Origin of the sequence: Pseudacidovorax intermedius (assembly GCF_003350475.1) — a bacterium.
Taxonomy (GTDB): domain Bacteria; phylum Pseudomonadota; class Gammaproteobacteria; order Burkholderiales; family Burkholderiaceae_C; genus Xenophilus; species Xenophilus intermedius.
This window is the reverse complement of sequence record NZ_QQAV01000003.1, coordinates 191,210-205,047: the sequence shown is the minus strand read 5'-3', so window position 1 is coordinate 205,047 and position 13,838 is coordinate 191,210. Positions and strand designations below refer to the sequence as shown.

Genomic DNA, 13,838 nt, shown 5'->3' with positions numbered 1-13,838 from the left:
CGGTCAGCGGTTGTTGCGCTGCATGAAGACCAGCTTCTCGAACAGGGTCACGTCCTGCTCGTTCTTGAGCAGCGCGCCCACCAGCGGCGGCACGGCGACCTTCTCGTCCTTGCTCTGCAGGGCCTGCAGCGGGATGTCCTCGGCCACCAGGAGCTTGAGCCAGTCCAGCAGCTCCGAGGTCGACGGCTTCTTCTTGAGGCCGGGCAGGCCGCGCACGTCGTAGAAGGTCTTCATCGCCGCGGCCAGCAGTTCCTGCTTGAGGTCGGGGAAGTGCACTTCGACGATGCGGCGCATGGTCTCGGCGTCGGGGAACTTGATGTAGTGGAAGAAGCAGCGGCGCAGGAAGGCGTCGGGCAGTTCCTTCTCGTTGTTGGAGGTGATGAACACCACCGGCCGGTGCTTGGCCTTGATCAGCTGGCGCGTCTCGTAGCAGTAGAACTCCATCCGGTCCAGCTCGCGCAGCAGGTCGTTGGGGAATTCGATGTCGGCCTTGTCGATCTCGTCGATCAGCAGCGCCACCGGCTCGTCGGCCGTGAAGGCCTGCCACAGCACGCCCTTGACGATGTAGTTGTGGATGTCCTTGACGCGCTCGTCGCCCAGCTGCGAATCGCGCAGGCGGCTGACGGCGTCGTACTCGTACAGGCCCTGCTGCGCCTTGGTGGTGGACTTGATGTGCCACTGCAACAGCGGCAGGCCCAGTGCGCTGGCGACCTCTTCGGCCAGCATGGTCTTGCCGGTGCCCGGCTCGCCCTTGACCAGCAGCGGGCGCTTGAGGGTGATGGAGGCATTGACCGCCAGCATCAGGTCCTGCGTGGCGACGTAGTTGTCGGAACCCTTGAATTTCATGGATGGCTTGCAGTGGGGAAAAGCGGGAGAAAGGTGCGCCCGATGCACATGCGATCAGGGCTTTCCAGCGGGTCGGCGCAAGGGTCGGCTTCCTATAATCGCCCGCCGATCCCCCAAGTCCTCACGAGATTTTGCGCGCAAAATGAACAAGCTGTTGACCACGATGTTTGCCCTCGCTGTCGCTTGCGTGACCAGCGTGGCCTCCGCGCAGAAGGTGACGGGCAATGCCGACAACGGCGCGAAGAAGGTGGCCATGTGCGTGGGTTGCCACGGCATCGTGGGCTACCAGGCCAGCTTCCCCGAAGTGCACAAGGTGCCCAAGATCGCGGGCCAGAGCGCCGGCTACATCACGGCGGCGCTCACCGCCTACAAGGGTGGAGACCGCAAGCACCCCACCATGCGGGCCATCGCCGACACCCTCACCGAGCAGGACATCGCCGACCTTGCCGCCTACTACTCGGCCCTTGGCATGAACGACGGCGCCGCCCCGCCGGCCACCGCCAAGGCGCCCAGCGACAAGGTCCAGGCCCTGATCGCCCGCAACGCCGACAACAGCTGCACCAAGTGCCACGGCGCCAACTTCAACACCCCCAACGACGCCACGGTGCCCAAGCTGGCCGGCCAGTACGGCGACTACCTCTTCGTGGCGCTCAAGGCCTACAAGACCAGCCATCCGATGGTCGGCCGCTCCAATGCGGTGATGAGTACCCAGGTCAAGCCCTACAGCAACGCCGAGCTCAAGCAGCTGGCCCAGTACATCGCCTCGTTGCCGGGCGAGCTCAAGACGGTGCCGGAGTCCGAGCTGCACCGCACGGCCAGCAAGTAAGCGCTGTCGGCCCAAAGACGAAAAGGCCTGCGAGGCGACTGCCCGCAGGCCTTTGTTCATTCATGGGGCTCGCGGTTTGGCAGCCGCCCCGATCGCGGGGCCGCGCGCTTCAGGCCGTCTCCAGCGCCAGCAGCGCCGTCGCGGTGTTCGAGATCGGCAGGTGGTAGTTGCTGTGCACCTTGCGCACCGATGGCCCCGCCGCCGTCAGCGCCGCGCGCATGGCCAGCCACATGAGCAGTTCCACGCCCTGGGTGCCGGCCTTCTCGACGATCTCGTGCACCGAGAACTGCGTGGCCCATTCCGGGTTGGTGAGCAGGCTGTCCATGAACTGCAGGTCGAAGCGCTTGTTGATGTGGCCGGCGCGCGTGCCGTCCAGCTGGTGCGACAGCCCGCCCGAGGCGACGAAGAGCACGCGCTGGTCCTCGCCCCAGGCCGCCACGGCCTCGCCGACGGCCTTGCCCAGCGCATAGACGCGGCTGGCCTTGGGCAGCGGGAACTGCACCGTGTTGATGCACACCGGCACGATCGTCACCGGCCAGTCGCCCTGCGGCCACAGCAGCTTGAGCGGCAGCGTGCAGGCATGGTCCACCAGCATTTCCTGGCAGCTGACGATGTCGAACTCGAGATCGACCAGCGTGTTGATCAGCTGCCACGACAGCGCCGGCTCGCCGCCCACGGGTGGCTGTGCCGGAATGCCCCAGCCCTCGTCGGCCGAGGCGTACTGCGCCGCCGCGCCCACGGCGAAGGTCGGCATCTTGTCGAGGAAGAAGTTGAGCCCGTGGTCGTTGTAGAACATGACCACCACGTCGGGTCGGGCTGTCGCCAGCCAGTCGTGCACGGGCGGATAGCCGTCGAAGAAGGGCTTCCAGTAGGGCTCGGCCTGCAGGCCCTTGTGGATCGCGTTGCCGATGGCGGGAATGTGCGAGGTGCCGATGCCGCCGATGATCTTGGCCATGGGGTGTCTCCGGGTCCGGGTTACTGGAAGTTGGCCGCGACGAGCCTGGCCTTGAATTCGTCCTTGGACAGGCCGGTCTGCTGGGCCCCGATGTCCTGCATGTCCAGCTTGAAGATGCCCGCGAACTTGGCCAGGTAGTAGGCATTGCCGCCTGCAGCGATCAGCTGCAGCACGTTGCGCGCGCGGATGGCCGCGGCCTGCTCGGCATTGAGGCCGTAGCGGCGCATGTAGCCCTCCTCGTCGGCCAGGAAGGCCTGCCGGTTGGCTTCTTCGTTGAAGGAGAAGCACATCTTGTTGAGCGCATAGCCCTTGCGGGCCTGATCGCCGTCGAACAGGGTGGTGCCCTCGATGGGCGTTGCTGGCGCGGGGGTGGTCATGCGGTCTCCTCGTCGATCCCGTGGTGAAGGAAGGCCACCAGTATTCGCCCGCCGTTGCCAAAGATAAACCGATGGATCATCATGGATTGCATGAGCGATTTCGATTGGTCGGATCTGGATGCGCGGCTGCTGCGCCTGCTGGTGGCGGTGGTGGAGACGGGCTCCATCACCGGCGCGGCGCAGCGTCTGGGTGTCACGCAGTCGGCCGTGAGCCACCTGCTGGACAAGCTGCGCGCCATCACGGGCGACCCGCTGTTCGTGAAGTCGGGCCGCGGGATCGTGCCGACGGCCCATGCCCAGGCGCTGGCGCCGCAGGCGCGCGAGCTGCTGGCGCAGCTGCAGGCCTTTGCGCGGCATGCCCGCTTCGATCCGGCCGCCTGGCGCGGCGTGCTCACCATCGCCGCGAACGACTTCCAGCGCGAGGTGCTGCTGGTGCCCCTGGCCGCGCGTCTGCGGGCACAGGCGCCGGGACTGGTGCTGCGGGTGCTGCCCTCGGACGTGCCCACGGCCGAGATGCTGCGCAGCGGCCAGTGCCAGCTGGTGGTCAGCCCCCGCCCGCCCGAGGGCAGCGACATCGTGCAGAAGCGCCTGTTCGAGGACCGCTGGCGCGTCTTCTACGACCCGGCCGTGCGCGCGGCGCCGGCCACGCGCCGCGAATGGTTGGCCGCGGACCATGCCACCGTGGTCTATCCGCCGCAGCGCCGCATGGCGCTGGACGAGACGCTGGCGGCGCGAGGCATCGAGCGGCATTTCGTGGTCACGGTGCCGGGCTTCGCCGGCCTGCCGGCCTTCCTGCGTGGCACGCCGTTGCTGGCGACGGTGCCGGGGTTGTTAGGCGAAGGCCTGATGCGCGAGTTCGCCAGCGTGGCGGTTCCGGTCGCCTGTCCGCCGTTGCCGATGTACATGGTGTGGCATCTGCGGCACCAGCAGGATGCGGCGCACCGGTGGTTGCGCGAGGAGTTGGCGGCCGTGGTACCGGTGCGGAGCTGAGTGCTGCGTCGGGCGGTCAGGTGCCTAGGTCCGGGAGGCAGGCCGTGTGGTTCCTTGCTATGAGCCACGGCTGCGCCCCGGCCGCGAAGGTCGTACTGCTTGCCCAGCGCGTGCAGCTCGCATAGGCCGCACGGCTAGCAGGGCTAGCACGGGTAGCACGAGTCGAACGGGTCGAACGGGTCGAACGGGTCGAACGGGTCGAACAGGTCGAACAGGTCGAACAGGTCGCCGGGACGGTAACCCGGCAGAGGACGTCGGCATGCGCGCTCCCGGTGCACGCTCGCGCCGACCGGCTTGCCTCACCGGACGGGTGCTCGCTCTCCACCGACGTGCTTGCCGCACTGCACGGCGCCGCGAATGGCACCTCCGCACGCACACCGCCATCCTCCGCCTCGACATTGCGCCTGAACCGCCGGAATTCGGTACCGACGCCAACGGAGGGACAGCGCAATAACTGCCGAGGTGCCGATGCCGTTGCGATCATCGGATGCCGGTGATGTGACCCGTGACGCGCAAGAAGCGACGCACGTGTACCGCGACGCGAAGCGGCGCTAGGGGCGGTGCAATACGGGGCACGGCACAGAGGGAGTTGCCGGCGGACCTGCTGGGGGCGGCAGTTCACCAGCGGCGTCAGCCGCGTGACCCCGAGCGCAGAGGGGATGGGCTCGCGCGCGCAGCGTCGAGGCGGAGGATGGCGGTGTGCGTGCGGAGGTGCCATTCGCGGCGCCGTGCAGTGCGGCAAGCACGTCGGTGGAGAGCGAGCACCCGTGTAGTGGGGCAAGCCGGTCGGCGCGAGCGTGCACCGGGAGCGCGCATGCCGACGTCCTCTGCCGGGTTACCGTTCCGGCACTGATGCGACCGACGCGACCGATGCGACCGATGCGACCGATGCGACCGATGCGACCGATGCGACCGATGCGACCGATGCGACCGATGCGACCAATGCAACCGATCCAACCGGAACGACCCGCCTGACCAACCCCCTCAGTTCGTCTGCGCCAGCTGCTCCAGGATCGCCGGGTTCTCCAGCGTCGACGTGTCCTGCGTGATCGCCTCACCCTTCGCGATGCTGCGCAACAGCCGGCGCATGATCTTGCCGCTGCGCGTCTTCGGCAGGTTGTCGCCGAAGCGGATGTCCTTCGGCTTGGCGATGGGTCCGATCTCCTTGGCCACCCAGTTGCGCAGCTCGTTCGCAAGGGCCTTCGCCTCCTCGCCCGTCGGGCGCGGCCGCTTGAGCACCACGAAGGCACAGATCGCCTCGCCCGTGGTGTCGTCCGGACGGCCCACCACCGCCGCCTCGGCCACCAGGTCGGTCTTGGCCACCAGGGCCGACTCGATCTCCATCGTGCCCATGCGGTGGCCCGACACGTTCAGCACGTCGTCGATGCGGCCCGTGATCGTGAAGTAGCCCGTCTTCGCATCGCGGATCGCACCGTCGCCCGCCAGGTAGTAGCGGCCCTGGAATTCTTCCGGAAAGTAGCCCTTGCGGAAGCGCTCCGGATTGCCCCAGATCGTGCGGATCATCGATGGCCAGGGTCGCTTGACCACCAGGATGCCGCCCTGCCCCCAGGGCAGCTCGTTGCCCGTCTCGTCCACCACCGCCGCCGCGATGCCCGGGAAGGGCAGGGTGCAGGAGCCCGGCACCAGGTCCGTCGCGCCGGGCAGCGGCGTGATCATGTGCCCGCCCGTCTCCGTCTGCCAGAAGGTGTCGACGATGGGGCAGCGCCCGCCGCCCACATGCTGGTGGTACCAGGTCCAGGCGGCCGGGTTGATCGGCTCGCCCACCGAGCCCAGGATGCGCAGACTCGCCAGGTCGTAGCGGGCCGGGTGCACCGCCTCGTTGGCCTCGGCGGCCTTGATCAGCGAGCGGATGGCCGTCGGCGCCGTGTAGAAGATCGTCGCGCGGTGCGCCTCGATCATCTTCCAGAAGCGGCCGGCATCGGGGTACGTGGGCACCCCCTCGAACACGATCTGCGTCGCACCCAGCATCAGCGGCCCGTAGGCGATGTAGGTGTGGCCCGTCACCCAGCCGATGTCGGCCGTGCACCAGAAGATGTCGTCGGCCTTCATGTCGAAGGTCCAGTGGCAGGTCAGGGCCGCATGCAGCAGGTAGCCGCCGGTGGCGTGCTGCACGCCCTTGGGCGTGCCGGTGGAGCCCGAGGTGTAGAGCAGGAAGAGCGGATGCTCCGCCTCCACCCATTCGGGCTCGCAATGCTCGCTCTGGCCGTCGACCAGCTCGTTCAGCCACAGGTCGCGCGGCGCCTGGAAGGGCACGGCCGCACCGGTGCGCCGCGCCACCACCACATGCCGCACGCTGGCGCAACCGCCCTGGGCCAGCGCCTCGTCCACGATGGCCTTGAGCGGCAGCTGCTTGCCGCCGCGCACCTGCTGGTCGGCCGTGATGACCAGACAGGCGCCGGTGTCGGCGATGCGGTCGCGCAGGGCGTGGGCGGAGAAGCCGCCGAACACCACCGAGTGGATGGCGCCGATGCGCGCACAGGCCTGCATGGCGGCCACGCCGTCGATGGACATGGCCATGTAGATGACGACGCGGTCGCCCTTCTTCACGCCCAGGGCGCGCAGCGCGTTGGCGATGCGGTTGGCCCGCACCAGCAGCTGGCGGTAGCTGACATGCGTGACGGCACCGTCGTCGGCCTCGAAGATCAGCGCCGTCTTGGCGCCCAGGCCGCGTTCGATGTTGCGTTCCAGGCAGTTCCAGCTGGCGTTGAGCGTGCCGTCGTTGAACCACTCGAAGAAGGGTGCGCGGCTGTCGTCCAGCACGCGGGTGAAAGGCGTCTTCCAGCCCACGTACTCGCGGGCCAGGCGGCCCCAGTAGCCCTCGGGGTCGGCGTCCGCTTCGGCGACCAGGCGGTCGTAGGCGGCGCGGCCGGAGACATGGGCCTTCGCGGCCAGGGCGGTGGGCGGGGGATAAAGGGCGGCGGTGTCGCTCATGGTCGTCTCCGTCAAGGGAAAAAGGGTCATTCGATGGCGCGTGCGGAATGCACCCGCTCGCGCAGCACGAACTTCTGGGTCTTGCCGGTGGAGGTCTTGGGCAGCTCGCCGAAGACGATCCGCTTGGGCATCTTGAAGCGGGCCAGCAGCGGCCGGCAGAAGTCCAGCAGCGCGGCCTCGTCCACCGCCATGCCGGGCTTGAGCTCGACGAAGGCGCAGGGCACCTCGCCCCACTTGGCGTCGGGCATGGCCACCACGGCGGCAGTCAGCACGGCGGGGTGGTGGTGCAGCGCGTCCTCCACCTCGATGGACGAGATGTTCTCGCCGCCCGAGATGATCACGTCCTTGCTGCGGTCGGTGATCTTCACGTAGCCGTCGGGATGCAGCACGCCCAGGTCGCCGGTGTGGAACCAGCCGCCGGCAAAGGCCTCCTCGGTGGCGCGCGGGTTCTTGAGGTAGCCCTTCATCACCGCATTGCCGCGGAAGAAGATCTCGCCCACCGTCTCGCCGTCGGCCGGCACGGGCTGCAGCGTGGCGGGGTCCAGGACCGTCACCGCCTCCTGCAGCGGATAGGGCACGCCCTGGCGGCCGTTCATGCGGGCGCGCTCGACCGGCGGCAGCTGCGCCCACTCGGGCTTCTGCGCGCACACGGCGGAGGGGCCGTACACCTCGGTCAAGCCGTAGACATGGGTGATGGCGATGCCCGCGGCCTCGCAGCCCTCGATCACCGCGGCCGGCGGCGCGGCGCCGGCCACCAGGCCCTTCACGGGATGGGCGATGCCCTCGCGCAGCGCAGCGGGAGCGGCGATGAGCAGGCTGTAGACGATGGGCGCGCCGCACAGGTGCGTGATGCGGTGCTCGCGGATCAGCCCGTAGATCGCGGCTGGATCGACCCGCCGCAGGCACACGCTGGTGCAGGCCATCAGCGCGGTGGTCCACGGAAAGCACCAGCCGTTGCAGTGGAACATCGGCAGCGTCCACAGGTAGACCGCACCCTCGGGCAGGTTCCAGGCCAGGGCATTGCTCGCGGCATTGAGGTAGGCGCCGCGGTGGTGCGTGACCACGCCCTTGGGGTTGCCGGTGGTGCCGCTCGTGTAGTTGAGCGCGATGGCATTCCATTCGTCGGAGGGCGGCTGCCAGTCGAAGGCCGGATCGCCCGCAGCGAGGAAGTCCTCGTAGCCGATCTCGCCGAGCCGCGCGCCGGGCGGCGCCGTGTCGTCGTCCACTTCGATCACCAGCGGCCGGTGCGGGCCCAGCGCGCTCAGGGCCTGGGCCACCACGCCAGCGTACTCGCGGTCGGTGAGCAGCACCTTGGCCTCGCCATGCTGGAGCATGAAGGCGATGGCCTGCGCATCGAGCCGGGTGTTGAGCGTGTTGAGCACGGCGCCCGTCATCGGCACGCCGAAATGGGCCTCGTACATGGCGGGCACGTTGGGCAGCATGCAGGCGACCGTGTCGCCAGGACCCACGCCGCGCTGCGCGAGGGCACTGGCCAGGCGGCGGCAGCGTTCATAGGTCGTGGCCCAGCTCTGGCGGCGCCCGCCGTAGATGAGCGCGGTGCGCTGCGGGAACACATGCGCGGCCCGCGCCAGGAAGGACAGCGGCGTCAGCGCCACGAAATTGGCCGCATTGCGGTCCAGGCCCAGGTCGTAGGGATTGATGTGCGTCAAGCTTGTCTCCTGCGCAGTCGTGCCATCGTTCGACGGCGGTCATTTGTTGGCTTGGGGTCAGCCACATGCCGCAGACTCCGCCGCCGCAAGGATGAACCCCGAAGATTGCAGGAGACGCCGCCGAATATGACGAATGTTTGCAGCCCCGATGCGGCCGCCGCAGAGGGCGCCTCTGCGCCCCTGCAGCGCTACGTCACGCTGCAGACCGGCCTGGACATGCTGGACGACGGCATCTCCATCTTCGATGCCGAACTGCGCCTGGTGGCCTGGAACAAGGCCTACCTGCGGCTGCTGGACTTTCCGCCCGAGCTGGTGTGGCTGGGTGCCCCGTTCCGCGACTTCATGGAATTCAACGCCCGCCGCGGCGACTACGGTCCGGGCGATCCCGAGCAGCTGGTGGAGGCGCGCATGGCACTGGCGCGGCGCTTCGAGCCGCACGACGTCGAGCGTGTCCGGCCCGATGGTCGCGTGCTGCGCATCCGCGGACAGCCGGTGCCGGGCCTGGGTTTCGTCACCCTGTATTCCGACGTGACCGAGCGCCACCGCGCGGAGGCCACCATCCGGCGCCAGAACGCCGAGCTCGAAAGCCGCGTGGCCGCGCGCACCGCAGAGCTGCAGCGCAGCGAGCAGCGCGTGCGGCTGGTGATGGACTCCATCCCGGCGCTGGTGGCGTACTTCGACGCCGGCCGCGTCTACCGCTACCTCAACCGCGGCTATGCGGACTGGTTCGGCGTGGACACCGGGCGGCCCGAGGGCGTGAGCGCGCGCCGCTTCCTGGGCGAGGCGGTCTATGCGCATGTGCGCCCGCATGTCATGCGCGCGCTGGCCGGCGAGCCGCAGAGCTTCGCCTACGACCTGCGCACGCAGGACGGCCAGATCCGCACGGTACGCACCTCGCTCGCGCCCGAGCGCGCGGCCGATGGCCGCGTGGCGGGCTGCTTCGAGCTCACCTTCGACATCACCGAGCAGCGGCGCGCGCAGGAGCTGGTGGCGCGGGCGCAGAAGCTGGAGTCGCTCGGCCATCTCACCGGCGGCCTGGCGCACGACTTCAACAACATCCTCACGGTCGTGATCGGCAACCTCGACGCCTTGCTGCGCCGCGGCGCCGACGACGAGGCCACGCGCGAGTTCGCCCAGCCGGCACTGGACGCCGCCCGCCGCGGCGCCGAGTTGGTGCGGGCGCTGCTGAGCTTCGCGCGCCGGCAGCCGCTGCAGGCGGCCTCGGTGCACGTGGGCGCGCTCATCGAGACGGTGGCGCGCCTGGTGCGCCGCGCGCTGCCCGACACGCTGGCGCTGGAGGTGGACGCCGGCCCTTCGGCGCTGTGGACCTGGATCGACGCCACGCTGCTCGAACAGGCGCTGGTCAACCTGGTCCTGAACGCGCGCGACGCCACCGGGCCGCTGGGCCGCATCGTGCTGCGGGCACGCGCTGCCCGGCTCGACACCGCCCGGGCGGCGCCGCTGCAGATGTCGGCCGGCGACTGCGTCTGCATCGAGGTGCAGGACGATGGTTGCGGCATGGACGCCGACACGCTCGCCCGTGTGTTCGAGCCCTTCTTCACCACCAAGCCGCCGGGCAGCGGCACGGGCCTCGGCATGGCCGTGGTCTACGGCTTCATCCGCCAGTCGGGTGGCGCCATCGACCTGCGCAGCGCGCCGGGGCAGGGCACTACCGTCACGCTGTGGCTGCCCGCGGCCGAGGCACCCCCGCCCGCGGCCGACGAACTGCCCCCGGGCCAGACCGCAGCGCCGGCCTCTCAGGGCCTGGCGCTGCTGGCCGACGACGACGCGCAGGTGCGCCGCGTGATCCGACGCAGCCTGCTGGAGCTGGGCTACTCGGTGCTGGAGGCCGAGAGCGGCGCCGAGGCGCTTCAGCTGCTGGCCCACATGCCGGGTCTGGCGCTGGTGCTGTCTGACGTGCAGATGCACGGCCCGGTCGACGGCGTCGCCGTGGCCACCGCCGCCTGCGTCTTGCCAGCGTCGGATGGCGCGCCGGCCCCGGCCGTGGTGCTGATGAGCGGCCACGCGCCCGAGGCCATCGCCCGGCCGGCGGGCGTGCCCGTGATCACCAAGCCATTCACCGCCGAGCAGCTCGCGCGGGCCATCGAGGAAGGGAGACGACCCCCATGAACACGCCACGCCACGGCATGCCCCCTGCACCGGGTGCGCGCAGCCCCGGCGCCCACGACGAGGGCGGCCCGTCCGACCTCATCTACGTGATCGAAGACGAGCCCGAGGTGGCGCGCATCGTGCGCGCCACGCTGCAGGACTTCGGCTTCGCCTGCGAAGTCTTCGCGAGCGGGGCGGCGGCGCTGCGTCGGCTGCAGGTGGAAAAGCCCGACCTGTGCATCATCGACCTCGGCCTGCCCGACATGGACGGGCTGGACCTGATGCGACGCATCACGGCGGCCAGCAGCGCCGGCGTGCTGATCCTCACCGGCCGCGGCCACCCTGCCGACCGCGTGATGGGCCTGGAGCTGGGCGGCGACGACTACGTGACCAAGCCCTTCGAGGCGCGCGAGCTGGTGGCGCGGGTGCGCAGCATCCTGCGCCGCCGCGGCCAGGCGGGCGCTGCTGCGGCCACCCAGCGTCGCCGGGCGCGCTTCAACGGCTGGTGCATCGACTGGGCCTCGCATGTGCTCACCGCCCCCGACGGCACCGAGCACCTGCTGGGCACGGCCGAGGCGCAGGTGCTGCGCAGCTTCATCGAGCGGCCGCATCAGATCCTGACGCGCGAGCAGCTGCTGGGCACCCGCGACCTGCTGCCCACCGACCGCAGCATCGACGTGCGCATCTCGCGCCTGCGCAAGAAGATCGAGGCCGACACCGAGGCGCCGCAGGTCATCAAGACCGTCTACGGCGCGGGCTACCTGTTCGCGGCCAATGTGGAGTGGGATTGAGCGGGCTGCGCGGGGCAATGCGCATCAGCGAGCCCGGAACCGTTCGGGCTGAGCCTGTCGAAGCCAGGGCACGCACGCGTCGAAGCGAGTGACCCTTCGACAAGCTCAGGGCGAACGGATTCACGCGCCGTCAGCCTCGCGCAAGGCTCATTGCGCGACTTGGATTGCAATGTGACGAATGATTGCGCCGGGTCCGCGCGCCGGGACCGGCATCGAAGAATGCGGCACAGGCTCATTCCAGATGCCAGGAGACAACCCCATGAAAGACCCGGTCGCGGAGCGCATCCGCTCCCATCCCAAATACCTTGAGCTGCGGCGGCGCCGCAACCGCCTGGGCGGCTGGCTCACCGCGATCATGCTGCTCGTCTACTACGGCTATGTCGCGCTGATCGCCTTCGACAAGCCCTTCCTCGCGCGGCCCATCGGCCAGGGCGTGACCACGCTGGGCATTCCCATCGGCCTGGGCGTGATCGTCTTCACCATCGTCATCACGCTGGCCTACATCCGCCGCGCCAATGGCGAGTTCGACCGGCTCACGGCCGAGATCCTGAAGGAGGCCGGCCAATGACACGCCTCTCCTTCCGCACCACCGCGGCCCGCCTGGCGCCGGCCGCGCTGCTCCTGCTGGCCGGCCTGGCCCATGCCGCAGGCGGCGACGTCGGCCAGGTGGCCAAGCAGCCCACCAACTGGATCGCCATCGGCATGTTCATGGTGTTCGTGGCGGGCACGCTCTACATCACCAAGTGGGCGGCCAAGCGCACGCGCTCGGCGGCCGACTTCTACACCGCAGGCGGCGGCATCACCGGCTTCCAGAACGGGCTGGCCATCGCGGGCGACTACATGTCGGCGGCCTCCTTCCTGGGCATCTCGGCGGCCGTGATGGCCACCGGCTACGACGGGCTGATCTATTCCATCGGCTTTCTCGTGGGCTGGCCGGTGCTCACCTTCCTGATGGCCGAGCGGCTGCGCAACCTGGGCAAGTTCACCTTTGCCGACGTGGCCGGCTACCGCTTCCGGCCCGGCCCCATCCGCGCCTTCGCGGCCAGCGGCACGCTCGTGGTGGTGTCCTTCTACCTGATCGCCCAGATGGTGGGCGCGGGTCAGCTCATCAAGCTGCTGTTCGGCCTGGACTACTGGGTGGCGGTGGTGATCGTGGGCGCGCTGATGATGGTCTACGTGCTCTTCGGCGGCATGACGGCCACCACCTGGGTGCAGATCATCAAGGCCGTGATGCTGCTGGCCGGCGTGACCTTCATGGCGGTGATGGTGCTGGCGGCCTTCCACTTCAGCCCCGAGGCGCTGTTCGCCAAGTCGGTGGAGGTGCGCACGCAGATCGCCGCCAACGCCGGCAAGTCGCCGGACGAGGCGCGCAGCATCGGCCTGGCCATCATGGGCCCGGGCGGCTTCGTCAAGGACCCGATCTCGGCCATCAGCTTCGGCATGGCGCTGATGTTCGGCACGGCCGGGCTGCCGCACATCCTGATGCGCTTCTTCACGGTGCCCGATGCCAAGGAGGCGCGCAAGTCGGTGGGCTGGGCCACGGTGTGGATCGGCTACTTCTACCTGCTGATCTTCATCATCGGCTTCGGCGCCATCACGCTGGTGCTGACCAATCCCGAGTTCGCCAACGTGGCCACGGGCGTGATCCACGGCGGCGCGGGCGCGACCAACATGGCGGCCGTGCTGGTGGCCAAGGCGGTGGGCGGCAACGTGTTCTTCGGTTTCATCTCGGCGGTGGCCTTCGCGACCATCCTGGCCGTGGTGGCGGGGCTGACGCTGTCGGGCGCCTCCGCCGTGTCGCACGACCTCTATGCCACGCTGATCAAGCAGGGCCGCGCCGAGCCGCGCGACGAGCTGCGCGTCTCGCGCATCACCACGGTGGCGCTGGGCGTGATCGCGGTGCTGCTGGGCATCGCCTTCGAGAAGCAGAACATCGCCTTCATGGTGTCGCTGGCCTTCGCCATCGCGGCCTCCGCCAACTTCCCGGTGCTGTTCATGAGCGTGCTGTGGAAGGACTGCACCACGCGCGGCGCGGTGATCGGCGGCACGCTGGGCCTGGCCGCCTCGGTGGGGCTGACCATCGTCTCGCCGTCGGTGTGGGAAGCGACGCTGGGCTATCCCAAGGGCTCGGCGCTGTTCCCCTACACCTCGCCGGCCCTGTTCTCCATGGCCATCGGCTTCGCGGGCATCTGGCTGTTCAGCCTGCTCGACCGCAGCCGCCAGGCCGCCGCCGAACGCGCGGCCTTTCCGGCGCAGCAGGTGCGGTCGGAGACCGGACTCGGCGCGTCGGGCGCCTCCGGGCACTGAGCGCAGCATCCCGCG

General features: G+C 69.4%; 11 protein-coding genes. 6 read left to right on the top strand and 5 right to left on the bottom strand.

The window, feature by feature from the left end; all coding sequences use genetic code 11:
- Nucleotides 1–3: 3 nt before the first annotated feature.
- Complete coding sequence (locus DFR41_RS10440; protein ID WP_017759645.1) at nucleotides 4–846, bottom strand: AAA family ATPase; 843 nt, start codon at nucleotides 844–846, stop codon at nucleotides 4–6.
- Between the two features lie 142 nt (nucleotides 847–988).
- On the opposite strand from DFR41_RS10440, the gene DFR41_RS10435 reads away from it, so the two are divergent.
- Entirely contained in the window at nucleotides 989–1,672 is a 684-nt protein-coding gene (locus DFR41_RS10435) for a c-type cytochrome (RefSeq protein WP_017759644.1), read from the top strand.
- A 109-nt stretch (nucleotides 1,673–1,781) separates the two neighbouring features.
- On the opposite strand, the gene DFR41_RS10430 is transcribed toward DFR41_RS10435, so the two are convergent.
- Entirely contained in the window at nucleotides 1,782–2,627 is an 846-nt protein-coding gene (locus DFR41_RS10430) for a class III extradiol dioxygenase family protein (RefSeq protein ID WP_114802634.1), read from the bottom strand.
- A gap of 20 nt (nucleotides 2,628–2,647) precedes the next feature.
- Nucleotides 2,648–3,004, bottom strand: coding sequence for a protocatechuate 4,5-dioxygenase subunit alpha (locus tag DFR41_RS10425; RefSeq protein ID WP_017759642.1), 357 nt, complete (start codon nucleotides 3,002–3,004; stop codon nucleotides 2,648–2,650).
- Nucleotides 3,005–3,085: 81 nt separating this feature from the next.
- Here DFR41_RS10425 and DFR41_RS10420 point away from each other — a divergent pair, with 81 nt between their 5' ends.
- Entirely contained in the window at nucleotides 3,086–3,994 is a 909-nt protein-coding gene (locus DFR41_RS10420) for a LysR family transcriptional regulator (RefSeq protein ID WP_114802633.1), read from the top strand.
- Between the two features lie 984 nt (nucleotides 3,995–4,978).
- Here DFR41_RS10420 and acs read toward each other — a convergent pair.
- Nucleotides 4,979–6,946 carry an acetate--CoA ligase gene (acs, locus tag DFR41_RS10410; protein ID WP_017758004.1) on the bottom strand — a complete coding sequence of 656 codons (1,968 nt, stop codon included), beginning with the start codon at nucleotides 6,944–6,946 and terminating at the stop codon, nucleotides 4,979–4,981.
- 26 nt (nucleotides 6,947–6,972) lie between these two features.
- On the bottom strand, nucleotides 6,973–8,616 hold the full coding sequence (locus tag DFR41_RS10405; protein WP_114802631.1) for an acyl-CoA synthetase: 1,644 nt from the start codon (nucleotides 8,614–8,616) through the stop codon (nucleotides 6,973–6,975).
- 126 nt (nucleotides 8,617–8,742) lie between these two features.
- Between DFR41_RS10405 and DFR41_RS10400 the strand changes: the two genes are divergently transcribed.
- The 4 genes from DFR41_RS10400 to DFR41_RS10385 all read left to right on the top strand — a co-directional run bounded on the left by DFR41_RS10400 (nucleotide 8,743) and on the right by DFR41_RS10385 (nucleotide 13,823).
- Nucleotides 8,743–10,746 (top strand): hybrid sensor histidine kinase/response regulator, encoded by a 2,004-nt coding sequence (locus tag DFR41_RS10400; protein WP_114802630.1) that lies wholly within the window; start codon nucleotides 8,743–8,745, stop codon nucleotides 10,744–10,746.
- On the top strand, nucleotides 10,743–11,516 hold the full coding sequence (locus DFR41_RS10395) for a response regulator transcription factor (RefSeq protein ID WP_244917712.1): 774 nt from the start codon (nucleotides 10,743–10,745) through the stop codon (nucleotides 11,514–11,516). Before DFR41_RS10400 ends, DFR41_RS10395 begins: the two co-directional genes overlap by 4 nt.
- Before the next feature lie 259 nt (nucleotides 11,517–11,775).
- On the top strand, nucleotides 11,776–12,084 hold the full coding sequence (locus DFR41_RS10390; protein WP_017760087.1) for a DUF485 domain-containing protein: 309 nt from the start codon (nucleotides 11,776–11,778) through the stop codon (nucleotides 12,082–12,084).
- Nucleotides 12,081–13,823 carry a cation acetate symporter gene (locus DFR41_RS10385; protein WP_114802629.1) on the top strand — a complete coding sequence of 581 codons (1,743 nt, stop codon included), beginning with the start codon at nucleotides 12,081–12,083 and terminating at the stop codon, nucleotides 13,821–13,823. Before DFR41_RS10390 ends, DFR41_RS10385 begins: the two co-directional genes overlap by 4 nt.
- The last annotated feature ends 15 nt before the right edge of the window (nucleotides 13,824–13,838 follow it).

Bases quoted from the DNA above. Each gene is read 5' to 3' on its own strand.
- DFR41_RS10440 (WP_017759645.1), bottom strand. From the start codon at position 846: ATGAAATTCAAGGGTTCCGACAACTACGTCGCCACGCAGGACCTGATG.
- DFR41_RS10435 (WP_017759644.1), top strand. From the start codon at position 989: ATGAACAAGCTGTTGACCACGATGTTTGCCCTCGCTGTCGCTTGCGTG.
- DFR41_RS10430 (WP_114802634.1), bottom strand. From the start codon at position 2,627: ATGGCCAAGATCATCGGCGGCATCGGCACCTCGCACATTCCCGCCATC.
- DFR41_RS10425 (WP_017759642.1), bottom strand. From the start codon at position 3,004: ATGACCACCCCCGCGCCAGCAACGCCCATCGAGGGCACCACCCTGTTC.
- DFR41_RS10420 (WP_114802633.1), top strand. From the start codon at position 3,086: ATGGATTGCATGAGCGATTTCGATTGGTCGGATCTGGATGCGCGGCTG.
- acs (WP_017758004.1), bottom strand. From the start codon at position 6,946: ATGAGCGACACCGCCGCCCTTTATCCCCCGCCCACCGCCCTGGCCGCG.
- DFR41_RS10400 (WP_114802630.1), top strand. From the start codon at position 8,743: ATGACGAATGTTTGCAGCCCCGATGCGGCCGCCGCAGAGGGCGCCTCT.
- DFR41_RS10395 (WP_244917712.1), top strand. From the start codon at position 10,743: ATGAACACGCCACGCCACGGCATGCCCCCTGCACCGGGTGCGCGCAGC.
- DFR41_RS10390 (WP_017760087.1), top strand. From the start codon at position 11,776: ATGAAAGACCCGGTCGCGGAGCGCATCCGCTCCCATCCCAAATACCTT.
- DFR41_RS10385 (WP_114802629.1), top strand. From the start codon at position 12,081: ATGACACGCCTCTCCTTCCGCACCACCGCGGCCCGCCTGGCGCCGGCC.